The 21,744-nt window shown below is 38.8% G+C and carries 23 protein-coding genes; 5 read left to right on the plus strand and 18 right to left on the minus strand.

Annotated features, from left to right (window positions below; translation table 11 throughout):
- Window positions 1-311: 311 nt before the first annotated feature.
- The 5 genes from N8A89_RS08690 to N8A89_RS08710 form a co-directional block, all read right to left on the minus strand.
- Window positions 312-689, minus strand: coding sequence for a VOC family protein (locus N8A89_RS08690; RefSeq protein WP_281541913.1), 378 nt, complete (start codon window positions 687-689; stop codon window positions 312-314).
- A gap of 171 nt (window positions 690-860) precedes the next feature.
- Window positions 861-1,985, minus strand: a complete 1,125-nt coding sequence (locus tag N8A89_RS08695; protein ID WP_281541914.1) for a TolB-like translocation protein — start codon at window positions 1,983-1,985, stop codon at window positions 861-863.
- 753 nt (window positions 1,986-2,738) lie between these two features.
- Window positions 2,739-4,328: a serine hydrolase domain-containing protein gene (locus tag N8A89_RS08700; protein WP_289645380.1), complete on the minus strand. Its 1,590-nt coding sequence runs from the start codon at window positions 4,326-4,328 to the stop codon at window positions 2,739-2,741.
- Window positions 4,329-4,464: 136 nt separating this feature from the next.
- Window positions 4,465-5,265, minus strand: a complete 801-nt coding sequence (locus N8A89_RS08705; RefSeq protein WP_281541916.1) for an AraC family transcriptional regulator — start codon at window positions 5,263-5,265, stop codon at window positions 4,465-4,467.
- 208 nt (window positions 5,266-5,473) lie between these two features.
- Entirely contained in the window at window positions 5,474-5,884 is a 411-nt protein-coding gene (locus N8A89_RS08710; protein WP_281541917.1) for a hypothetical protein, read from the minus strand.
- Between the two features lie 196 nt (window positions 5,885-6,080).
- On the opposite strand from N8A89_RS08710, the gene N8A89_RS08715 reads away from it, so the two are divergent.
- The gene (locus N8A89_RS08715) at window positions 6,081-6,344 is read left to right on the plus strand and encodes a hypothetical protein (RefSeq protein WP_281541918.1); all 264 of its coding nucleotides are present in this window, start codon (window positions 6,081-6,083) and stop codon (window positions 6,342-6,344) included.
- A gap of 35 nt (window positions 6,345-6,379) precedes the next feature.
- Here N8A89_RS08715 and N8A89_RS08720 read toward each other — a convergent pair whose 3' ends face one another.
- The 7 genes from N8A89_RS08720 to N8A89_RS08750 form a co-directional block, all read right to left on the minus strand.
- A complete protein-coding gene (locus tag N8A89_RS08720) occupies window positions 6,380-7,237 on the minus strand; it encodes a DUF5694 domain-containing protein (protein WP_281541919.1) in 858 nt (285 codons plus the stop codon).
- Between the two features lie 225 nt (window positions 7,238-7,462).
- Window positions 7,463-7,969, minus strand: coding sequence for a hypothetical protein (locus N8A89_RS08725; RefSeq protein ID WP_281541920.1), 507 nt, complete (start codon window positions 7,967-7,969; stop codon window positions 7,463-7,465).
- Between the two features lie 222 nt (window positions 7,970-8,191).
- A complete protein-coding gene (locus N8A89_RS08730) occupies window positions 8,192-8,590 on the minus strand; it encodes a hypothetical protein (protein ID WP_281541921.1) in 399 nt (132 codons plus the stop codon).
- Window positions 8,591-9,233: 643 nt separating this feature from the next.
- The gene (locus N8A89_RS08735; RefSeq protein ID WP_289645384.1) at window positions 9,234-10,472 is read right to left on the minus strand and encodes a serine hydrolase domain-containing protein; all 1,239 of its coding nucleotides are present in this window, start codon (window positions 10,470-10,472) and stop codon (window positions 9,234-9,236) included.
- 176 nt (window positions 10,473-10,648) lie between these two features.
- Window positions 10,649-10,774: a hypothetical protein gene (locus tag N8A89_RS08740; RefSeq protein ID WP_289645386.1), complete on the minus strand. Its 126-nt coding sequence runs from the start codon at window positions 10,772-10,774 to the stop codon at window positions 10,649-10,651.
- 357 nt (window positions 10,775-11,131) lie between these two features.
- A complete protein-coding gene (locus N8A89_RS08745; RefSeq protein WP_281541924.1) occupies window positions 11,132-11,728 on the minus strand; it encodes a hypothetical protein in 597 nt (198 codons plus the stop codon).
- A gap of 484 nt (window positions 11,729-12,212) precedes the next feature.
- On the minus strand, window positions 12,213-14,372 hold the full coding sequence (locus N8A89_RS08750; protein ID WP_281541925.1) for a S9 family peptidase: 2,160 nt from the start codon (window positions 14,370-14,372) through the stop codon (window positions 12,213-12,215).
- Between the two features lie 60 nt (window positions 14,373-14,432).
- Here N8A89_RS08750 and N8A89_RS08755 point away from each other — a divergent pair, with 60 nt between their 5' ends.
- Both N8A89_RS08755 and N8A89_RS08760 read left to right on the plus strand, forming a co-directional pair.
- On the plus strand, window positions 14,433-14,642 hold the full coding sequence (locus N8A89_RS08755; protein ID WP_281541926.1) for a hypothetical protein: 210 nt from the start codon (window positions 14,433-14,435) through the stop codon (window positions 14,640-14,642).
- A gap of 263 nt (window positions 14,643-14,905) precedes the next feature.
- Window positions 14,906-15,076 carry a hypothetical protein gene (locus tag N8A89_RS08760; protein ID WP_281541927.1) on the plus strand — a complete coding sequence of 57 codons (171 nt, stop codon included), beginning with the start codon at window positions 14,906-14,908 and terminating at the stop codon, window positions 15,074-15,076.
- A gap of 36 nt (window positions 15,077-15,112) precedes the next feature.
- On the opposite strand, the gene N8A89_RS08765 is transcribed toward N8A89_RS08760, so the two are convergent.
- Both N8A89_RS08765 and N8A89_RS08770 read right to left on the minus strand, forming a co-directional pair.
- Window positions 15,113-15,568: a hypothetical protein gene (locus N8A89_RS08765; RefSeq protein ID WP_289645390.1), complete on the minus strand. Its 456-nt coding sequence runs from the start codon at window positions 15,566-15,568 to the stop codon at window positions 15,113-15,115.
- Window positions 15,519-15,968 carry a hypothetical protein gene (locus N8A89_RS08770; protein WP_281541929.1) on the minus strand — a complete coding sequence of 150 codons (450 nt, stop codon included), beginning with the start codon at window positions 15,966-15,968 and terminating at the stop codon, window positions 15,519-15,521. The genes N8A89_RS08765 and N8A89_RS08770 overlap by 50 nt, the downstream gene beginning before the upstream one ends.
- Between N8A89_RS08770 and N8A89_RS08775 the strand changes: the two genes are divergently transcribed.
- Window positions 15,958-16,125, plus strand: coding sequence for a hypothetical protein (locus N8A89_RS08775; protein WP_281541930.1), 168 nt, complete (start codon window positions 15,958-15,960; stop codon window positions 16,123-16,125). The genes N8A89_RS08770 and N8A89_RS08775 overlap by 11 nt on opposite strands.
- Window positions 16,126-16,506: 381 nt before the next feature.
- Window positions 16,507-17,334 carry a tyrosine-type recombinase/integrase gene (locus tag N8A89_RS08780; protein WP_289645392.1) on the plus strand — a complete coding sequence of 276 codons (828 nt, stop codon included), beginning with the start codon at window positions 16,507-16,509 and terminating at the stop codon, window positions 17,332-17,334.
- Window positions 17,335-17,584: 250 nt separating this feature from the next.
- Here N8A89_RS08780 and N8A89_RS08785 read toward each other — a convergent pair whose 3' ends face one another.
- The 4 genes from N8A89_RS08785 to hemB are packed head-to-tail and all read right to left on the minus strand — an operon-like array spanning window position 17,585 to window position 21,573.
- Window positions 17,585-18,058, minus strand: coding sequence for a methylated-DNA--[protein]-cysteine S-methyltransferase (locus N8A89_RS08785; RefSeq protein WP_281541933.1), 474 nt, complete (start codon window positions 18,056-18,058; stop codon window positions 17,585-17,587).
- Between the two features lie 11 nt (window positions 18,059-18,069).
- Window positions 18,070-19,200 (minus strand): CNNM domain-containing protein, encoded by a 1,131-nt coding sequence (locus tag N8A89_RS08790; protein WP_281541934.1) that lies wholly within the window; start codon window positions 19,198-19,200, stop codon window positions 18,070-18,072.
- Between the two features lie 50 nt (window positions 19,201-19,250).
- Window positions 19,251-20,576, minus strand: coding sequence for a serine hydrolase domain-containing protein (locus N8A89_RS08795; protein ID WP_281541935.1), 1,326 nt, complete (start codon window positions 20,574-20,576; stop codon window positions 19,251-19,253).
- Window positions 20,577-20,586: 10 nt separating this feature from the next.
- Complete coding sequence (gene hemB, locus N8A89_RS08800) at window positions 20,587-21,573, minus strand: porphobilinogen synthase (protein ID WP_281541936.1); 987 nt, start codon at window positions 21,571-21,573, stop codon at window positions 20,587-20,589.
- Window positions 21,574-21,744: the final 171 nt, after the last annotated feature.

Consider the following 21,744-nt stretch of genomic DNA (forward strand, 5'->3'; position numbering starts at 1 on the left):
TAGTTTCAGCCTGCGCTTAACGGAAGCACTATACTTAGTGCAACCGTGGAATTTAGGTTCCTGTTTCGAAGGTACGTAAAAACATAAAGGCCATATGAAATTGAAGGGTCTCGCATAAACTTCAGTTAAGGGTTATCATACGTTAATTTTTTGTTCGGTATTTAAATTAGTTATACCGACTGGATTTTAGCCTGTTCTGAGCTTAATCTTGGGGTAGTCCAGTCACGGACCGGAGGAGACCAATCGATGAACACCTTTGAAAATAAATTGTGGTGATTTATGGTAGGAAATACAGTTTTTATTATTCCTTGTTATTCTATTCGCCAAGGTGGATGCAACCTGTTTTCTCCACCATAAAAAAGTATCAATTGATTTCCGTCAATATCCTTCAGTCTTGCTTCCCTCCACAACCATTTTTGGTCAGTTGGTTCATGGTCAAATTCAATTCCGTGTCTTTTTATTGTTTCAACTTGTTCATCAAGGTTCTCACATTCAAAATAAATATAAATTCCTTCTCCTTTTGGTAATTCCTCCGTTTTATGAATTGAGAAAGTCGAATTTCCATTAGGGCATTCAAACCTTGCGTAGTGGGGTAGAGCTTCTACAATTAATTTAAGTCCCAGTTTTTCATAAAAAGGGACTGATTTTGTCAAATCCAATGAGGGAACCGTTACTTGGTTTAAGTTCATACTTTTCTTAATTGATTAATGTTACATACAAAGGTTTTGTGGATGAGTAGTAGTGGAATTTAAACCACCAACCTCTCAGATAATGCTGAACTTTGATTCGTCTATTTATATTTCAAAATAACACTGGACCAGTTATTACTATACGCCATAATAGCGATTATTTTAGTATAATCATTCATCGTAAGTTTTAAAACCCTCCAAGTGTTTTGCGGCTTCCTCCAAATCCATTATCAGAAAACCAAAACCTACACCAGGTTCTGTATTATCTTTCCCTATCTGAAAACATAAATATTTCCCATCGTCTGAAATTACTCCTTGATTGGCCTTGTAGCCTTTATAGTTAGTAAAATACGTTAATCTTTGCATTTCCCCGGACCCATCTAATTTTAATTTGTACAGGTCAAGCAGTGGCCAGGCATTTTTCTCGGAGGGCCCGTGTTCTACTAGTGTGTGCTGCCCATCAGGGAATATTCCTTCAGGCTCATCGTAGCAGCAGGGAGAATTAGTGATGGTTCTATATTTCCCTGTTTCGCTATCAACCATATAAACATCCGTATTATTTCCATTGTTAATGGTATAGACGGCAAATGTTACTTTTATATCCTCAGGAGGAACAAGACTCTGTGTTTCAAGACTTGCGTGCCCCAGTGAAAATGGCAACTGTTTTGAATCAAAAATTGTTCTTTCGTTGGCTAAACTGGGTATTCCGTCCTGATAAATGATTTCGGCCATTAATAGCTTTGCCCTATTTTTCCCAAGCTCAGGTAACTGGCGATCTCGATGTGTCCAGGCTATTCTCGTCCTATTTCTGGAAACGGCCGGCCCTTCTGCGCAAAGGGTATTTAAAGGAACCGGGGGTGTTTCACCACTTTTGTCCATGACGTACAACCAGGTAAGGTCACGAGCCTTGTCCCTTTCGGCATTGTCAGTAGGATCAAAAAGCTCCTTTGGACCGGACAGTAGAATATCTCCGTTTGATAAATACATCGCTCTGGTAAAACCGTAATGATTAAAATGTCTGGTTTTTGGACGTATTATTCCGGTTGCTAATTCCATTTCATATACTTCGCCCATTGGCTTGTCCAAAAATAGAATGAAGCGGCCGTCATGAGACCAATCCGGACGTTCTCCAAAACCGCTTACAAGCCTTGTATATGGTGGCAAACTATCTATGGGACTCGTGTTGATTAGATTAGGTACTGATATTTCTTGCCCTTGTCCATAGAAAATTGTTAATAGTAGAAGGCATAAAAGGAGAATTTGTCGGAATAGCATGTTTTTTTTTAATATTATCATAAGGTCGAATTTTAAAATTGCTGCGGATAAAAGTTAGATAAAATTATTGCTAATGGTCTCGGCTATGATTACGATGTGGAACTATACTCAGCATTATTCCGCTGACATCCAGCCGAACCTAAAGATAGTATTTGTGCGTGATTTCCGTTTGGGAAATCTGCAAGCAATAAATTTTAGACTCTGTTATCGTTTGCGGTTACCACATGAGTACACCGTCTCCGTTGCGTTTTGAAATAGTTTTTATAATTCCGTAGGCGATGGAATTCCAGCGTTTTCATTTTCAAGTATGTTTAGCTAGTCAATTCCGCCCTAGCAAGAAGTCTATTCGTAAACTTGCTCGAAAACAGTTAATTATTTTTATTTTTCGGCGGTATTGAAATTACAGTTCCAATTAGCGCGATTCCGATAAATATTGCGGAATAAGTGTTGAAAGTATCCTTTTCCGAGATATAAGACCAAATTCCAACTCCGACTGCTACAATTCCCAATATGATTAAGAAAATTTTAGTTGGTTTTTCCATTGTTTATTTTGAGTTTGGGTAGTTGCTAATAGTTTTTCACAATAAGGGCTAACCACAGGTGAATTGACCTGAACGGTCTCGTCTATGAGCAGTTGCTTGTCTTAGCGGTTAATTTTACTAGTACACACCAAACTGAAAATCCGTTGGAATTCTCAAAAGCATGCCCTAAGCCTGCTGAAGGGTAAGCAAGAACGGCGCCATTACTTATAACCAATGTTGGCAACTGCTTTTTTTAATTAATGAGGTAAGGTAAAATATTCTCCTCAAAAATCATTTCTGGTTGTTGTGTTTTTCCATTTCTATAGTTTCCAGATGTGATAACAACAACTGTTTTTAAGCAAGGAACAACAAAAATATATTGACCACCAGTTCCTCTGGCTTCAATTGATTCTATAATTTTTCCGTTTATTCGATAATTGTGGTGCCACCACAAATATCCATAGCCATTTTTTTCTGGAACATTGTCTAAATTACGGTAGTTCTTAATTGACTTTTTAACCCATTTTTTAGATAAAATACGTTTTGATTCCCATTTCCCCTTATTTAGATAGAGTTCCCCAAATTTCAACATATCTTTTGGTGTGAGGTACATTCCACCTCCAAAATATGGCCTTCCGTTTCTGTCAGTTTGTATGATATAATTCGAGATTTCAAGTTTTTGAAAAAGGTATTTATCCATAAACAATTCTAAAGGTTCAGCAATAACCGAATCCATTGCAACGCCAAGTAAAAATGGATTTGCTGAACCATAATTTGCCTCTGTATTGGGTTCGTTTATCATTCTTGCTTTTAAAACGGTTTCTACCCAATCTCTAGTAGGTTGGTAATTGTTTTCTGATGCTGATGATTTTCTCACGCTTGTATAATCGTCTGCATCTAGTCCAGAACTCATTGTTAAAAGGCTCTGAATGTCAATTTCTTCTTTTAAGCTGTCTTTCAGTGTTTGATATTTAGCGGGTAAAAAGTCAAAAATGGATTGCTCAACACTTGAGAAAAGTGATTTATCTTTTATTATACCAACGATAGCAGATGAAATACTTTTAGAGGCTGAACGCATATCGTGAGGGATATTGGCATTGTAGCCATCAAAATAATTTTCATAAACTACTTTTCCTTTTTTTGAAATTAAAACGGAATGTGTGTTAGGTAGTGAATCCTTGGAAATGAGCTCTTCTATTTCTTTTAGGTTAAGAATAGAAGTTTTATTCTCATTATGAAATCCGCCAATTTCCCAATCGGTTTTAGATTTCTTTAGTTTTATTTCTGTAATGGCGTTTTCGCCTAAAAAGACAGTCAAAAGGATTTTTTCAGCCATTAACTTCCCTTTAAACTGCATTCCTGTTTTGAAGTCAGTAAATGAAATCAAATCATTTTCTTTTTGAAAATTATCACACCAGGTTCCTGTAAATCTGTTGTCACCAAAAATGGGATAAGCTTGATAGTCATTTCCTTCTCCATTTTCAAGACTTAAATAGAAATCAAGAGATTTTAATTCATCGATAATTAAAATATTCCAAGTGCCTGTGAAAGAGTTATTCCTTGATTGTGTTAGTTTTAAATGATAAAGAAGCATTCCAGACTTAATAAACCCATTGATTTCCTTACCATTTTCAGATAATTGGCCTTTAAAAGAATAGTTTTGGGCAAAGGGTATTTCTATTATTGAAGGGCTTGTTGAATCAAAAGGATAATCGATTATAGTTTGCTTGTTCGAAATTTTGAATTTGGTATTTTCAAGTCCTAAATTTTCTATTTCTACTTTTAGGACAAATGTTTTTGTATTTTCTATTTTTCCTTCCCAACCGCTTGTATATTCTGCCATATTTTGGGCATAGGTTGAAAATGTAAAAAGAAGAAAGACTAGAAAGAGGATGTTTTTAATTCTCATTTTTTGATTGATTTATGATGAATTGTAAAGATGAGATTAAAAAACTATCAGAAATTGTATAGAATTAACATTACGAAATGTTCTTCAATAGTTTTGAAGGTGTCGTCTTGTAGATACGCTTAAAGCTAGTAATGAAATGACTTTGGTCGTAAAAACCACATTGATAACAAATTTCTGTCAATGAATATTTATTAGAAGTTAGCAAGCAAAGAGCTTGGTTAAGCTTTATCAATCGAATGTAATTGCCAAGACTTGTTCCAAAATATCGGTTGAATTCTCTAGATAGATGTACAGGGTGGATTCTTAGTTTCGAACTTAAACTTTTTAAAGAATAGTCTATTTTTTCCTCAATTAGTAATTCCTCAAGTTGCTTTACCCAAATTGGTTTTTTGAAGCTCCCTTTTTTAGATTCCTTTATCGTATGAAATATATCGGCCAAATTACTCTCAATACTTAAATTTGAATACTGATCGTTAATTTTAGTTTCAATAAATATCTGATTCATCAGATTCTTAATTATTGCATTCTGTAGATTGATACTCCCTTCAAAATCCGTTATTTGAATATCAAGATTTGAAAACCAATCCTCATTCATTTCAATATGAAAACCTCTTGTAAATTCAGGTGGCTTTGTATTATAGTGCGCGTCTTGCCAATTATGGAATAGTAAGCTTCCTGGCTGTAAATAGTAGGATTCCCTTTTGTTGGATTCAAATAATTTGCCTTGAAGTAAATAAGTAAAATATGGATTTTCGTGATAATGCCAATCAACTTTTCTGTGTGTGTATTCTGTATCTGTGATTATTAAATTTTCAAAAGCTGATTTTCGGTAATGTGTTCCGTAAAATTCTCCTGTATTTAGTTTATTCATTTTGTTTCATCAGCCTTTTGGTAACGGTTGAACTATGAACAGTACGGGAGCAAACTAACGTTTGCTTTCCGTCACACACATAGTAATTTTTTTTCTTTTTCTGGCCAAAGCAAAATCCAAAAGATTTTGCGGACTTCATAAAAATACACAAACCTCTCGTAAAGCCCGAAGCCCGTTTTGTTTATAGTATATGTTTTGTGAAGATTTTTTAGAGTTTGTGAGTTCTCCAGCTACAGTCCCTTTCATTAGGATTTGCTGTTAAGCAAGTTTGAAATTTTATTAACTTCCATCCATCATCTTTTTTCTGGACTATAAATTTTAGAGAATTGAATGACTTATCAGCCCAAAAAATTATTTCATATTTAGACTTATTTACTTTTACTGTTTCAATAGAGGCTGCTTTTTCAACATGGGAATATCTTGGAGGGTTTCTAAAATTTAAGCCAGATAACGTTCTGTTTTGTTTTCCAAACGCATATTGTTCAAACAATAAATTAAAGTCGTTAACAAATGCATTAGCCTTATAGTCAGAATTACCGAACGCTTTAGTTTCTAATTTGTCTGCTTTATATGCAAACTCTTGGCACATTTGAATGATTTGTTTTTCCTCTTGTTCCATTTTTGTGTTATTTCCATTTGATTTGCAGCTAACAAATTGAATTCTTATTAAAGAACACATTATCGCTGTATACTTTATCATATGTTTTTCCACCTTACGCCTAACCGCAGCACTTAACACGACAGCAGCGTGAGCAGTGGGAGAATTGTTGCGTTGGCATTGATTTCAAGGGAAATATAGCAAAATCCCTTCAATCATGAGGCGAATAGCTGTATTCCCGTCCAATCCGCTTCATAGTTCGCCAAGGAGTCCGCTTTCGCTGACGTACTCTTGCGAGATTTTGCGCTATTGGGAGTATAAACTACGGGGTCACCGACGGGAGCGAAGACACGATGACCACGAATTGGGCTATTTAATTGATACGAACCTATTTTTATATGGTCAGTTGCGTGTTCAAGCACCTAATTTAGCAGATATAAAGCGAATAGAAAATCTGGGAGGATTTTCGGAAGCGGAGTAGAACTAGTAATAAATAACATCCGGTGTTAGCCATAGTTATTCTTTCATTATGTCTTTTAATTCAATAGTTTTCCATTCGGGATTATAGTCCATAAAATCTTTGAACATGGCTATATGACTCGCGCCGGCTAAAATCATAATTTTGTTATCTTCTTGTTCAACTTCCTTTTGAATTATTGAATACATGTATAGGTTTCTTCGATACCATTCCGATGTCAAATAAGCACCTACAAAGTTTCCTTTTTCACCTCCCTTATTTGCTAAGCTTAGATACCAATTTATATCTTCTTTTCGTTTTTTGTTGTCATTTTGGTAAAATAGCATTTCGGATAAATTTTTATTCGAAGAATATAATTCGTTCTCAAAATCCTCAATTTTTAAAACTTCTAGGCTGTCTTTCGCTATTAGGTCATATTGCTTTGCCTTTTCCATTTGTGTCATTAAGCTATCAAACGGAAAATGAGTCCTAAAATCCATTGCATACACTTTCTCATGGTCAATCATTTTAGCTACTCTAAAACCTAACTGATATCTTTCGTCCCTTTTAACTTTTGAAAAATCAGTTGATGTAAAATTTTTATAAATTGAATCTACTTTTTCTTGTGCTGCAAATGGATATTCTAAAAATATTTTATTGGGATTAAAGTTTACTATCGCTTTTGCAATTTTTTCTAATTCTAATTGATTTTCTATTGTAAGAACATCTGGAAGATTAACCTCTATTACATCTCCGTTGTTTTCTGGATTAAAATTCTCAAAATGAAATGTTCCAATTATTAAAACTTCAATCGCTTCGGATATTTCTTTATTCGGGCTTTCAATGATTTGGCTTTTTTCATTTTGTTGGCAAGAAACAAAGATTAATAGGGTAAATAAGCTTAATAAACGTTTCATAGATTGGGTTTGATTATACGGCCAACGGAAGCACTATATGTAGTGCGACCGCAGATTTTCATTTGTTCGCTATCTAAGATAGGGATAAGGATAAAAATACGGACAGGTTCGCGCCGGATTACTTATAGCGTCGTTGTTGACTTTAGCTCAATTAAGGGGTTATCTCTCGTCCGGCGTATGCCGTAGAATGGTTACCCAACAATAAGTGATCCGGTAGAGCCGTTGTTAGGAGCGGCGCTTATTTTTATTTGCTCCAGTTCGATAGGCGATATAACCAAAAATAATTATTAAGGCCAACTGGATTATCACAACTATTGAACTATTGTCATCGATGGAATCTGTATTGGCACTATACGGCGGCTCTATAGACCAACCTTGGCCATTTGACTCCCCATCTCGCTGTAAAACAGATGAAATCATTATGCCAATAAGCACAACCATCTTACTTAAGTAAATCAAATAACCATTGGCAAACAATAGTATATAATTGACAATTTGATTATTGAATTTGGTTTTAATTGCCCTAACTAGATATATCAAAAATGTGAGCAGTGTCAATATCAGAATGAATCCGTTTATGGAATCTGTCACGAGGAAGGTATCATAAACATTGATATCTGTTGTCCAACTGAAAAGGCTACGAAAACCAAAAATAAATGAGGCAAGAAATAAAGAGAGTGTCAGAGCAGCAATACCCCAAAAAATTTCTGTTTTGTTTCTATTGTAAGACATAAGATTAGAATATTTCGCCTAACGGTTGGACTATGGGAAGTGGGGCGGCAAGTAAATTTTTTCGTTTACTTCTGCGCTAGTAGGCAGAGCTTTTTGTTTTGTTTCTATCTTTATCATTTTAAAAGCCAAACCAAAAGATTTAGCGGACTTAGCAAACCAACCAAAGCCTTTAAATATCGTGCTTCATGCGCTATTTGCTATAGGCATTGTTGGCAAAAGCGCTTATTCAATATCATCGCTCTCAATTATATATTTGTAATCAAAAAATCTTTTTGATGGTTCACTTGCTATCCAATAGTCATCTATGTTATAAATATTTTTCCCAGTATCATTTTCTTTATAGACTTTAAGAATCTGTTCAGTTTGATTTTTAATAACCACAGAATCATAATCTACGAGTGAAGGTTCAAGAAAAGTGCTACCAATATCAAAACCTTCCTGAAAGAGTTCAATTCCATTAGGAAGTATTTGCAAGGTTTTGCTTAAACTTTCATCTGACGAGATAAATTGAATTGTTAGAGTCTGAGATGTTAAATTTTCTATATCCGCTTCCATATCTGATACGGGGTCACAACTTGAGATAATTAGGGCCATCATTGTCAATACAAATAGATATTTCATATTCATTATTTTATAAAATACATTTTTGCCAAGGGCAGCGCTCTACACGACATTGCGTGAGCAGTGGGCGAGTCGTGGCTATGGCATACCGCGGATTTTTATTTGTTCGCTGTCTAAGATAGTGATAAGGATAAAAATACGGATAGGGTCGTGCCGGATTACTTATAGCCTCTTTGTTGACTTTCGTTCATCTAGGGGGTCATCTCATGTCCGGCGTATGCCGCGGAATGGTTATCGTCACTAAGCAATCAGGTCCTGCCTTCGACGAGTGCGTACAGCGCATGAGAGAAAGGCACACTGTAGTTGAATTTCATAACCTGTGGGGCCGGATTACTTTTAGTGGCCGTTCGTGTCAGTTTTGGCTCGATGCCCTCTGGAGGTGATGTCCTTTAGGGCTTCCCGTTAGGTAATCCGGTTTTGCGCTGTAGTTCAGGTCAATTAACTTTGAGGGCGGGAGTGCCCAGCACGGAGCGATTAAAGTTCACCGCAGGTGAATTGACCTGAACGTGTTTGTATATGATTAGTTGTGTTGACCAGGTCTAATTTAGTAAAAGGTAACGAACCTACTGAAAATTCCACAAGAATTTTCCGAGTACACATAGAACGAACAATTAATTATATACGTTGTTGGCAACTGGCTTTTTTAGTTCATTTTGTCTTTGTATTCCAATGTATTTTTCCATATATTTTTTAATACTGGTACAACATTATCTTTGTAATCAATGTCCGTATTTGACATTACAATTGTTCCGATCTTTGTTTCTGGATTAAAATACATAATTGCAAACGAGCCAAAATCCGAACCATTATGACCTATAAATAGTTCATTAGAACCCACAAAGTCGTTGTTATATTCAACAAAAAGCCCAAGATTAATTCTACCACTTTCGTTTAAAGGGTTTTCAAATTGTTTCTTAAAATACTCGGTATAACTTTTCTTATTAAGTAATGTTCCTTTACCATCAAATCCTTTCATAAGTTCAGATAGAAATTTTCCTAAATCTTCGCTTGAAGTAAACAATCCGCCATTTGGATAAGTAATTGCAGTATAATCAGCAATTTTTTGACCTTTGTAGAGATAAAATTTTGAACGTTTTAGAGAATCTACATCTTTAATCGACCAGCCAGAATCGTTCATACTTAATGGGTTTAGGATATATCTTTCGGTAAAATCTTTATATGACATTCCTGTAGCTTCTGCAATTACTAAACCGCATAAATCTGCTCCAAAATTTGTGTATTCAAATTCTGTACCTGGTATATTCTCGGAAAACATTTTTTTTGTAAACCATTTGCCATCTTGTGAAAGACAAGCTTGTAAAAAATCCTTGAGAGAAATTCTTTTGTCAGATTTTTGAAAATGAGTGAAAGCGGTTTCTTCCTCTTCTTTTACCTCATCGTTTTCGAGAATAAATGCTTTTAAATAATTTTCTTCATCATCAACTATTGATGACGTATGTGTTGCTAATTGCCTTATGGTAATTGGAACGTCAGGATAATTAGGATTTATTACTTCAAATGGTAGATGTTTATTTATTGGGTCATCTAAATTTAGTTTTCCCAATTCTTGAGCTTTCAATAAGGATATACCGATTAAAGTTTTTGCAATCGAACCTATATTCTGAATGGTATTCGTTTTATATTCCTTATTATTTTTGGAATCAGAAAATCCAAATCCTTTATTATAAATCACATTGTCTTCAGCGATAATAGCTACTGAAAAACCAACTATTTCCCCATCTTTATTTGATTCCTCTAATTTTGTAGTTAATGTGTCCTTAACAGCTGAAAAGTCTTTTTTTAATTTGTTAGATTTTTCAGTTGGTTGTTTGCAAGAAATTATTACAAAAGTCAGAAATAAAAGTAGGACAGTCTTGTTCATTTGTTCGTTTTTTGATTTGAAGTTCAGATGTTTCTTTAGCTTGTTGCCAACGGAAGCGCTATACACGCCATTGCGTCAGCAGTGGGCGAGTCGTGGCCATCGCATACCCCGGACTTTTAATTGTTCGCTATCGAAGATAGTGATAAGGATAAAAATACGTACAGGGTCTTGCCGGATTACTTATAGGGTCGTTGTTGACTTTCGTTCATCTTAGGGGTTATCTCTCGTCCGGCGTATGCCGTGGAATGGTTACTGTACACTAAGTAATCCGGTCCTGCCTTCGACGAGTGCGTACAACGCATGAGAGAAAGGTAAACTGTAGTTGAATTTCATAACCTGTGGGGCGGGGTTTTTGGGCATCAAAAACAGAGCTGCGGAGGTCGGCGTAGTCGTTACGAGGGCAGCGAACACATGAATACCTATAAAAAACAGTATAGAGGATATGAGTAACGAAATTCAACGGTTCGTATAAGAATAGTAGTGGATTTTATATACTTACCATTACGTTTATTACTGTTGTTTAATTTATAAATTTCACTTTTGTTTTAGTGATTAAACCACGATAATTTTTTTACATTGTTAGGCAGTGGCTTTTAGAATTTATTATCAATTCCAGTTTTATTTAAATTAATCTAAATGATTTATTATAATTTCTAATTTTAAAATATTGAATCCCAATTAAATCGGTATGCTACTCTTAAAAACACCAAATTTAAGGGCTCGGACTTTGAAATAATCGTAGTTGATTCTTTACTTCCTTCATAATTAGGTGTGTTTCCTAAATGCTGATACCTTAAGGATAATGAGAGATTTTCAAAAAGAGTTGTGCCAATTCCAAGTCCGTATGTAATATTTGACTTATTTATTTTTCTTTCATTATCAGCATTGATAAAATAAAATAATGTAGAGTAGCCAAATCTAGGTTCAAAGTATATTTTCTTAATTATTGGTAATCTATAAAAAGCTGATATGGAAGTAAATTTTGCGTCATTTGGTGATAAAGTTTCAGTGTTATCTTCAATTCCACTTATATTTCCAGGTATGAAATTTCCACCAGTTGAGATATCCAATCCAATCTCACCAAATCTATATGATTTGAATATATTAAAATAGATTTCTGCTTTACCTTTTTGATGCTCTTTTCCGATAACGTTTCCAAGTCCTATACCAACTTCCGTAAATACATCTTGTGCAATACTTTTATGAATTGAGAAGAGCAAAGTAACAATAAGTAACAATTTTGATTTAAATATCATATAAATCCAAAATTTAGAAAGTGAACTCTTGAATTCATTTGTATTAATATTTCGAATTTCGTTCGCTTCTGCCTAACTACAGCGCTAAACACGACAGCTGCGTGAGCAGTGGGCGGGTTGCGTTGGCATTGATTTCTACGGAAATATAGCAAAAACCGTTCAACTATGGGGCGGATAGCTGTCTTCCGATTGAATTCGCTCCAGAGTTCTTGAAGGGGTGCGAGTTGGCGGATGTACCCTTGCGGGATTTTGTGGTATTGGGATTGTAAATTATAGGGCCACCGAGCGGAGTGAACATACGACGACCACGAAGTGTCTAGCTAATTGACCTGAACGCCCAGATATGGCACGTTCCTCTGGGCTTTCAAATATCGGTAATGTTTCTTTGTTACGTTTCACTGTCAGATAACTCAGATGAGGCATGTAGTATATCGTTTGTTATGCGGCGTTATTCTACGCCTAGCAACAAGACACCAGCAAACATCTACTCAGACGGCACAGCTAGGTGTCGGTCAAAGTATTCGATCATCTTGCCAAATAAGTAGCGATCGTAATGCTGCTGACGGCTCCATCCGTGCGTCGCACCCGGGGCAAACGCAAAGTCGAAGTCCTTGCCTTGTTTAATCAGTTCTTCAGCCAACACGGCCGTCGTCTTGAAGGGTACCACATGATCCTGGATCCCATGGATGAACAGAAGTTTATCCTCCAGATTCGCTGCATACTTAATCGCCTTTCTCTCGAAAATCTCCGGATGTGTCCGTGGGCGACGAACAATGGCCACGTCGTCCGTGCCAAAGAATATCGGGTCAACGGCTGCCGCTGCCGCAACACCCACCTGGAATAGGCCGGGCTTCATCAAGAGCGAATAAACGGAGAGCGTTCCACCGTAACTGCTGCCCCAGATGCCGATGCGATCGGGATCTACATAATCCAGTGACTCCATGTAGGCAACGGCACTTGCATAATCCTCAATATCCTGGTCGGCAAAGCCCAGCAGGAACTCTTCACGGAATGCCCTGCCATAACCGTTGCTACCACGTGAATCTACCTGCACGATAATGTATCCCTTATGAACCAACAGTTGTTGTATGAGGCTGTAGTTACCGGCCCAGCGGTTCCTCGCTGTATTAGAATACACGGGTCCAAACAGCACTGGATACTTCTGGCCGGGCTGCATGTTGGAAGGTTTCAGGATTCGGGCATGCAGGGTATAGTCATCAACAAGACTGGGGAAATTAACATATTCTGCGGCGGTCCAGCTTCTCTCCGTGAAGGCAGGCAGCGGAGAATGGGTTATTCGTGTGGCGTCACCACCCGTACTGTTGAGCACATAAAGCTCGGGTGGAGAGGTGTCGTTGCTGTGCATGAACACCAGGTGCCGGCCATCCGGTGAGGGGTAGCCATCGTTTCGGCCTGCAAGATGCGTTTGCTGCTCGGGCACGCCACTGGACGTATTCAGGCGATACACGTGTTGTTCGTACGGATTAACACCGTTGCCAGTATAAAACAGTGCATCACCAGCAATACCTGGGGCAGACAATACATCGTAGGACGGATCAGTCAATAGCTGCGGACGATCCTTAGACGGTGAGGAATCAATCGTATAGAGGCCATATCTATCACCCATATCACTTAAGAAAACGACCTGCTGCCCATCCGGATGCCAAGTAGATCCAAACGATGTGTACATGCGGTTCGCTCTAACACCTCGCCAAATCTCGCGCAGTTTGCTTTCTCCAGGTGCCACAACGTACAACTTACGCTCAACTGCTGTGTCGGATGCGGTATCAACCAGGAAAGCACCGCTTGGTGACCAGTTGAAGTCGATAATCTGCTTGGCGTGTGGGTCTGGCAAATCCAGGTACGTAATATTACCACTTGCTACATCGAGCAGGCCAACCCTGCGAATCTCGTTAGGATCGCCCGGGTAGCTTCGGCGTACCTCATTGGGGTTGGTTTCGGCTGCCAGATAATCCGGGAAGGGCACCTTTCGCATCTCGCGTCGGTCAACAACGTGAAACGCGATTGTTTGGCCATCTGGGGACCACTTGTACGTTGGCCCACTCCAGATGCCCGGACCGATTTCACGTTCCGGTCGGCTATAACGCCCCTTCGGTAGGCTCGAGAGACTGGCGATGCCGATTTCTGTAAGCTGTCGATTCTCTTTGGAAGCGAAGTCAGCAAGCCATAGGTCACCATCACGTATGTATGCCGCCTGCTTGCTGCTTGGTGATATCGATAGGTTATGTGCACCGGTCTCTACGGGCATATACTGGAGATCGTCTACTTGATTTAGCGTTGTTTGCCATAAGTTGTTCCCTCGCAGGCTCATGATGGTGTTTGCGTCGGTCCAGACAATTTCGCTCACTGCTTCGGATGCCGTATTAGAAATGAGGCGTACTTCCTTTCCGTCGCTTGTGGATAGCCAGAGGCCACGTCCAGGATTTCCTGGTTCGCTCCAGGAAAAGGCGAAGTGCTCGCTGTTCGGTGCCCACGTAGGCCGGGATGGGGTTGTTCCCGTCAGTTTTGTTGTCGCGAATAGGTCGTCAAGCGTGAGCTTGCTTTGCTGTGCTGTGACTATTGCGGGCATCACCATCAGTAAGCTTAACGCTACCCCTATTGGCCAAAAAGATATCTGTTTCATTTTTTTCTTACTAAATGTCTAATAAATATTCTTATTCTACTCAAAATAGCATTATATCCATTGGAGAGCACACTTTCTGAAGGTTTTCCAAGTTGGATTTTTGGCTTACAGTTCAATTTTTACCTGGCATACAACGGAAGCGCCATACACGACATTGCGCCAGCAATGGGCGAGTCGTGGCCATGGTATACCCTGGATTTTTGTTTGTTCGCTATCGAAGATAGTGATAAGGATAAAAATACGTACAGGGTCGTGCCGGATTACTTATAGGGTCGTTGTTGACTTTCGTTCATCTTAGGGGTTATCTCTCGTCCGGCGTATGCCGTGGAATGGTTACTGTACACTAAGTAATCCGGTCCTGCCTTCGACGAGTGCGTACAACGCATGAGAGAAATGCACACTGTAGTTGAATTTCATAACCTGTGGGGCGGGGTTTTTGAGCATCAAAAATAGAGCAACACAGGTCGGCATTGCCGTCACGAGCGCAGCGAACACATGAATACCTATAAAAAACAGTATAGAGGATATGAGTAATGAAATTCAACGGCTGGGCTATGATTAGTGCGGCGCAAAAATCCAGCGGATTTCCAGCTAAGCGCGAAGCAAAAATTTTTGGTTTTGTTTTTTCTTTTTTTGTCCAAAGCGAAATCCCAAAGATTTGGCGACACTCTGAAAATACGCAAACCATTGCGTTTAAAACCTAAGCCAGTATTGTTTATAGGTTGAGTTGTGCGTAGTTTTTACAGCGACTTATATTTTCCATCATCATCCACTAAATACAATTCTTCTAAAATCCATTTATTCTCAATTAGAGTAAAATGATATTCATAATCATGTTCTATAAAACTGAATTTTTCATTGGTAAATTTTGTTTTAACAATTGCTTTTGCAGCATCAATTATTTCTTCAATTACTAATTCTTGTTTAGGGCAATGGTCAGAATCACTTCCATAAGCAAGTCCCTGATATTTTTTTTCAGGACTACAAAATTTGAGTATTAAGTCATCATACATTTTACCAATTTTATACTGGCCATTTTCATCTTTATTTTCTTTTACAGCGAAGGCAAAGTCATTCCATTTTTTATAGTCAATTATAAATTCCTTTGTTATTTCAGTAGGTGTTTTCATTTCTTGATTTTGACCATTACAATTTACTTTTAATAGCAATATTGCAATAATTGTTATTATTTTCATTCTTAGTTTTAAATATGTTCATCATTAAGTTGACTTCCCAATTTTTTTCTTTTACAAGTTCCATATATTTTATTTTCAAGTCATTCATCTGATAAAATCCATCCATTTTCAAATTATAATTTTCAAAGACCCATTTTTTAATAGTTTGAATATCTCCTTCAATAAACTCAACTTCTCCGTCAAGTTCATTCACTGTTTCAAACTTCAAAACATCATTAAAAAACTCGTCTCCTTCATCAAAGCTTCGAACCAAAGTAGCCTTATAATTCGAATCATATTTTTCAAGTTTTATCCAATCACAAGTTCTACTTTCAAAATATGAGTCGACTTTCACAAAACAGGATAGTTTTCTCCCCAATTTTAAATACAATTCAATTTTGTTTTCTGGTATGATTTTCATCTTTCGGTTAATTACGCACAACGGAAGCGCTATACACGACATTGCTTCAGCAATGGGCGAGTCGTGGACATGGCATACCTCGGATTTTTGTTTGTTCGCTATCGAAGATAGTGATAAGGATAAAAATACGTACAGGGTCGTGCCGGATTACTTATAGCGTCGTTGTTGACTTTCGTTCATCTAAGGGGTTATCTCTGGTCTGGTGTATGCCGTGGAATGGTTATCGGACAATAAGTTATCCGGTCCTGCCTTCGACGAGTGCGTACAACGCACGAGAGAAAGGCACACTGTAGTTGAATTTCATTACCTGTGGGGCGGGGTTTTTGAGTATCAAAAATAGAGCAACGCAGGTCGGCATAGCCGTCACGAGCGCAGCGAACACATGAATACCTATAAAAAACAGTAGAGAGGATATGAGTAATGAAATTCAACTAGGTTATAAAGCTAAAATAACAAAAATGTATGCATAACCTCCTGCTATCGAATGTTTATAATCATAAATAATGTAACTTTCCTTTATACAAAACAGTAGACGTATATGAACAGGTTTAAAGATTTTGAACAACTCTTAACCATTAAAAGGTATAGCAGTAACACTATAAATGCATATGTAGGCTTGTTATCCGTATTTGATACCTTCATTGGTGAGAACCAAGAAATCCATCGATTAGAAACCCCTTTCTTGTTGCAGCACATCCGTAATATTATTTCAAAAAGGAGTTACGCATATACAACCCAAAAACAGTTGCTATGTGCCTTGGTATTATATATGAAAGAGATGTACGGAACGCATTTAGATTTAGATACGGTACGACCTAGAAAACCGCAAAGGGTGTTGCCAGATATTCTCTCGCTGCAAGAGGTAAAAAAAATGCTTGATCTTACAGAGAATTTAAAGCATAAAGCGATGCTAACCACTATCTATGCCTTGGGCTTAAGGAGTGGTGAACTTATTAACCTAAAATTATCCCATATAGATAAGCACAGGGATATAGTTACCATTAAAGCAGCCAAAGGAAAGAGAGATAGGCAGCTGCCTTTTCCAGAATCTTTAAAACTACTGTTGCGAAAATATTATAAACAATACGAGCCTAGGGTTTATTTGTTCGAGGGTCAAAAAAATAAATACGCATCTGCCAGCCTTAGGGCGGTTTTTTCAGGAGCTGTAAAAAGGGCCGGAATTACAAAAGAGGTTACGTTGCACAGTCTTAGACATGCGTATGCAACACATCTTTTAGAGTCGGGAACAGATTTACGCCTCATACAGGAACTTTTGGGGCATAACAGTATCAAAACCACCATGCTTTATACCCACGTTTCCAAAAGAAGTATGTTACAAGTAAAAAGTCCGTTGGACTTCTTGTAATCATCCTTATATATCTGATCTGCTATCAGCTTAGATGAGGATTAATCTTCTTTTTTCCAGCAATCTTTAGTCTTGTAGAGCTTCAATTTTATAATAGGGCCATACCGACCATCCAGTTTGTTTTTTACAACCTCTCATTGATATGGAAATCGTGAATTTCAGTTGTTTAGCCACAATTCTGGATAAAAAGTAACCGTTAAGCACTAATCCAAGAGACAAGGGGTACCTACCGACCAAACGGTCGGTTAAACTAGAAGAGAGATTGTTGTTTTGCGGGACTTTCATGCGCTAAAAGCCACTTTTTTCGGTGTAGTCCGCCGGCATAACCGGTCAAGGAACCATCACTGCCAATGACCCTATGGCAAGGAACCACGATCCACAGCGGATTTTTACCGTTTGCTGCCGCCACGGCACGTATGGCCTTGGGGTCGCCCAAATTTTTGGAGAGTTGTAGGTAGGATACGGTTTTACCAAAGGGAATTTCTTCTAAGGCCTGCCAAACACGTTGTTGAAAATCGGTGCCTTCAGGGTTCAACGTCAAATCGAACTGTTGACGCTTTCCCTGGAAATATTCGTTGAGTTGATAAACAGCATCTTCCAATGATTCCGGAACAATGTCCGTTACGGTTTCATCGGTATTTAAAACTGTTATGGAGCTTAGGCCATCTGCATTACCTTTTAATTTGGCGACGCCCAAAGGTGTTTTAATAAAAGCACGATCCATAACTAACTTTTTTATTTCTCTTTGGGGGTTGGTGGATCTTTTTCAATGACGCCGCTCTGTTTGGCCCTGTTTTCCCAGTTTTTACGCGCAAAGGTCTGCAAATCGGCAATATTATCGCTCTCGTCCATGATTTCAAGTCCCAGAAGGGTCTCAATTACATCTTCCATGGTTACCAGCCCGGCTACTGATCCGTACTCGTCCACTACAAGGGCAATATGCTCTCTTTTGGCGATAAGAATGTCAAATAATTTGGGTATGGGGGTGCTTCTGCGGGTAACGAGAATATCGCGTTTTAGTTCCCCCAAGAGCATATCGCCGTTCTTGTTGATGATTTCCTCATAAACGTTGTCCTTTAGCACAAATCCGGTAATGTTGTCCATTTTTTCGTGAAAAATAGGAATCCGGGAAAAGCGGAGCTTTGGATTCTCCTCAAAAAAGGTTTGTATGGTCTTTTGGTCAGAGGCAATTTTCATGACCGCCCTTGGCGTCATGATATCCTTAACGAGGACTTCGTCAAAACGCAATAGGTTCTTGATAATGGTAGACTCGGACTTTTCAAAAACCCCTTCTTCATGGGCCATGTCCGTCATGGCCGTAAAATCCTCCCTGCTCAACACACTACCGTGATGCCCTTTTCCGCCAACAAGCTTAGTAAATAGACGTAACAGCCATAGTAAACCGGTATATTTTAGACCCACTACCATGATTTTCAGCGTTTTTGCACTAAAATTGGCTAATTGCCTCCAATAAGTGGCCCCAATGGTCTTTGGGATGATTTCCGAAGCGACGAGTATCAGAATGGTCATAACGGTGGATACCGCCCCTACCATCAAGTCTTCCGTAAACTCCATCCCCAATACGCTTCTGGTAGTGGAGCCGTATAGCTCGGCATAAGCAACTTTAGCCTGTACCCCCACAAGAATGGCACCTACCGTATGTGCAATGGTATTTATGGTCAAGATGGCAATGAGGGGTTCATCCACATCGTTTTTAAGGGTTTCCAGGGTATGGGCGTACGACTTTCCCTCACGTTTTTTAACGTTAACGAATGTTGGGGTTATGCTTAAGAGTACTGCCTCTAGAATAGAGCAGAGAAACGAAAAAAAGATGGAGATAAGTGCGTAAAAAATAAGTAATCCCATGTGGTTATTTTGTGCGCCTAAGATACCAATAAATTGCTAATAGCCTTACCTTATTCCATACGGGTTAAGGCGTTATAAAATACCTGCTGTACTGCCGGGCGGATATTCATTTCATACAGGTTACGATTGGCCCGGGTAGGGTAGACCCGGTTGGACAGGAAAATATATACCAATTGGTTTTCTGGGTCGGCCCATACGAATGTGCCCGTAAATCCGCTATGTCCAAAACTTTTGGCACTCACCTCTGGGGCAGGATAGGCCTCGGATAGGGAGAGGGTGTCGTTGTTCAAAAGTGGTTTGTCAAAGCCCAAGCCGCGTCTATTATCATTATCCGGATATTGTATTTTGATGAATTCTTTCACCACATTTTCCGATAGTAGGCGTTCCCCGTTAAAATTTCCAAATTGTACATAGAGCTGCATCATCTTGGCCAAGTCCGATGCCGAACCAAATAGTCCGGCATTACCGGAAATTCCACCAAGTAAGGATGCATTTTCATCGTGTACCCAGCCCTGGGTCATGGTATTCCTATATATAGTATCTTCCTCTGTAGGAACTATTTTGTTCGGAAAACCTTTGGTCATAGGCAGAAAACCCAATGTTTTTGCACCTACGGGCTTAAAAAAGTTTTCCGTGATATATTTTTCATAGGGTACACCGGTGAGTTGATCAATCAATGCCGGGAAAATGAGGAAGGTTAACCCGGAATACCGATAGGTTTTATCTTCGGATACATCGGAGCGATTAATGATACGGTACATTTTTCTATTGAAACGGTTTTTTACGTAAAGTCCGTCATAGGCTTCATTTTCAAACCGATTTCTTTTGGAGGTTTTTACAAATCGATGTTTTAAGTGACCATCTTTCTTCAAAACCTTACTCAGAAATAAGATATAGGGTTCCAGCCCGGCCTGATGCGCCAGGATTTCTCTGAGGGTAATATCCCTTTTATCCTTTCTTCGTTGCCACGGGGTCCAATAATTACTAAAGGGCGCATCCAAATCAAGTTTTCCTTCCTCCACCAATTTCATCAAAGCAGGCAAGGGGCCTAGGATTTTCGTAACAGAAGCTAAATCGTAAATGTCGCTGAGCCCAACTGGTTGCAGGCTGTCATAGGTATGATAGCCATAGGCCTTATGAAAGATGATATTTCCTTTTTCGGCAACCAGCACCTGCGCGCCAGGGAATGCTTCGTTTTTTATACCATTTGTTATAATGGAGTCTACCTTTGCGTTTACGGAAAGTAAATCAATCTCCGATAACAAGGAATTATCGAGTGCCGAAGCATTGCGTAGCGCCATCTTATCTGGAATGATTTCTTGTGCCCCTAATTGGCAAAGGAAGAGACAGAAGAAAAATAATTGGAGCTGTTTCATAAACCTAGGTTCACATTAACCGGACCACATCCTTGGCGAAATAACTGGCTATGATATTGGCACCAGCCCGTTTTATGGCAATGAGTTGCTCCATCATTACGGCATCGTGGTCCAACCAACCCTTTTCCGCAGCGGCCTTCACCATGGCATATTCGCCGGATACTTGATAAACCGCAACCGGAACGTCTACCTCGTTCTTAATTTCCCGCACAATATCCAAATAGCAAAGACCGGGTTTTATCATCACAATGTCCGCACCTTCATCAATATCTTGTTGTGTTTCCCGAATTGCCTCGAACCGGTTGGCCGAGTCCATCTGATAGGTTTTTTTGTCTTTCGGTACATTTTTTTGGTCCACAGGCGCAGAATCCAAGGCGTCCCGGAAAGGTCCGTAAAAAGCACTGGCATATTTGGCGCTGTAGCTCATGATGCCGGTATTGGTGTAGCCTTCATCCTCCAGGGCTTCCCGTATGCTCAATATTCGACCGTCCATCATGTCACTGGGCGCCACAAAATCTGCTCCGGCCTTGGCATGGGAAATACTCATTTCCGCCAACACTTCCACGGTCTCATCGTTTACTATTTGTCCGTCCGATACAATACCATCATGCCCGTAAGAAGAATAGGGGTCCAGGGCAACATCGGTCATCACCAACATTTCAGGACAGGCATTTTTTACAGTTTTAATGGCCAATTGCATCAAACCATTCTCGTTTAAAGCTTCGGAACCGGCGTTGTCCTTAAGATTTTCCGGAACTTTTACGAATAGGAGTACCGCGCAAAGTCCCATATTCCAGAGTTCTTTTACTTCTTTCTCCAAGTTGTCCAAACTTAACCGGTAATAATTGGGCATGGAATTTATTTCTTCCTTAACACCTTTACCCTCCACCACAAAAAGCGGAACGAGGAAATCACTAGGGGTAATGATGGTTTCGCGGACCAAATGCCTTATGGCGTCCGAGCTTCTGAGTCTTCTATTTCTTATAAGTGGATACACGTGTTTGTTTTTCTAGGTTCAATATGTTCATTTTAAAAAATGAGCTTACACAAATATACGGTACGCCTAGGATTCTATAACAGCATTGCGGTCCTGTTCTCAAATGATTTACAATATTTATCCGTTAATTCGTAACAAATGGAATGGAATTCCTACTTATTCCTAAAAATT

The sequence above is a fragment of the Maribacter aestuarii genome (assembly GCF_027474845.2).
GTDB lineage: Bacteria > Bacteroidota > Bacteroidia > Flavobacteriales > Flavobacteriaceae > Maribacter > Maribacter aestuarii.

Excerpts from the sequence above, each read along its gene's own strand:
- N8A89_RS08690 (WP_281541913.1), bottom strand. The coding sequence starts at position 689 with ATGAACTTAAACCAAGTAACGGTTCCCTCATTGGATTTGACAAAATCA.
- N8A89_RS08695 (WP_281541914.1), bottom strand. The coding sequence starts at position 1,985 with ATGATAATATTAAAAAAAAACATGCTATTCCGACAAATTCTCCTTTTA.
- N8A89_RS08700 (WP_289645380.1), bottom strand. The coding sequence starts at position 4,328 with ATGGCAGAATATACAAGCGGTTGGGAAGGAAAAATAGAAAATACAAAA.
- N8A89_RS08705 (WP_281541916.1), bottom strand. The coding sequence starts at position 5,265 with ATGAATAAACTAAATACAGGAGAATTTTACGGAACACATTACCGAAAA.
- N8A89_RS08710 (WP_281541917.1), bottom strand. The coding sequence starts at position 5,884 with ATGGAACAAGAGGAAAAACAAATCATTCAAATGTGCCAAGAGTTTGCA.
- N8A89_RS08715 (WP_281541918.1), top strand. The coding sequence starts at position 6,081 with ATGAGGCGAATAGCTGTATTCCCGTCCAATCCGCTTCATAGTTCGCCA.
- N8A89_RS08720 (WP_281541919.1), bottom strand. The coding sequence starts at position 7,237 with ATGAAACGTTTATTAAGCTTATTTACCCTATTAATCTTTGTTTCTTGC.
- N8A89_RS08725 (WP_281541920.1), bottom strand. The coding sequence starts at position 7,969 with ATGTCTTACAATAGAAACAAAACAGAAATTTTTTGGGGTATTGCTGCT.
- N8A89_RS08730 (WP_281541921.1), bottom strand. The coding sequence starts at position 8,590 with ATGAAATATCTATTTGTATTGACAATGATGGCCCTAATTATCTCAAGT.
- N8A89_RS08735 (WP_289645384.1), bottom strand. The coding sequence starts at position 10,472 with ATGAACAAGACTGTCCTACTTTTATTTCTGACTTTTGTAATAATTTCT.
- N8A89_RS08740 (WP_289645386.1), bottom strand. The coding sequence starts at position 10,774 with ATGCGTTGTACGCACTCGTCGAAGGCAGGACCGGATTACTTAGTGTAC.
- N8A89_RS08745 (WP_281541924.1), bottom strand. The coding sequence starts at position 11,728 with ATGATATTTAAATCAAAATTGTTACTTATTGTTACTTTGCTCTTCTCA.
- N8A89_RS08750 (WP_281541925.1), bottom strand. The coding sequence starts at position 14,372 with ATGAAACAGATATCTTTTTGGCCAATAGGGGTAGCGTTAAGCTTACTG.
- N8A89_RS08760 (WP_281541927.1), top strand. The coding sequence starts at position 14,906 with ATGAAATTCAACGGCTGGGCTATGATTAGTGCGGCGCAAAAATCCAGC.
- N8A89_RS08765 (WP_289645390.1), bottom strand. The coding sequence starts at position 15,568 with ATGAAAATAATAACAATTATTGCAATATTGCTATTAAAAGTAAATTGT.
- N8A89_RS08775 (WP_281541930.1), top strand. The coding sequence starts at position 15,958 with ATGATTTTCATCTTTCGGTTAATTACGCACAACGGAAGCGCTATACAC.
- N8A89_RS08770 (WP_281541929.1), bottom strand. The coding sequence starts at position 15,968 with ATGAAAATCATACCAGAAAACAAAATTGAATTGTATTTAAAATTGGGG.
- N8A89_RS08780 (WP_289645392.1), top strand. The coding sequence starts at position 16,507 with ATGAACAGGTTTAAAGATTTTGAACAACTCTTAACCATTAAAAGGTAT.
- N8A89_RS08785 (WP_281541933.1), bottom strand. The coding sequence starts at position 18,058 with ATGGATCGTGCTTTTATTAAAACACCTTTGGGCGTCGCCAAATTAAAA.
- N8A89_RS08790 (WP_281541934.1), bottom strand. The coding sequence starts at position 19,200 with ATGGGATTACTTATTTTTTACGCACTTATCTCCATCTTTTTTTCGTTT.
- N8A89_RS08795 (WP_281541935.1), bottom strand. The coding sequence starts at position 20,576 with ATGAAACAGCTCCAATTATTTTTCTTCTGTCTCTTCCTTTGCCAATTA.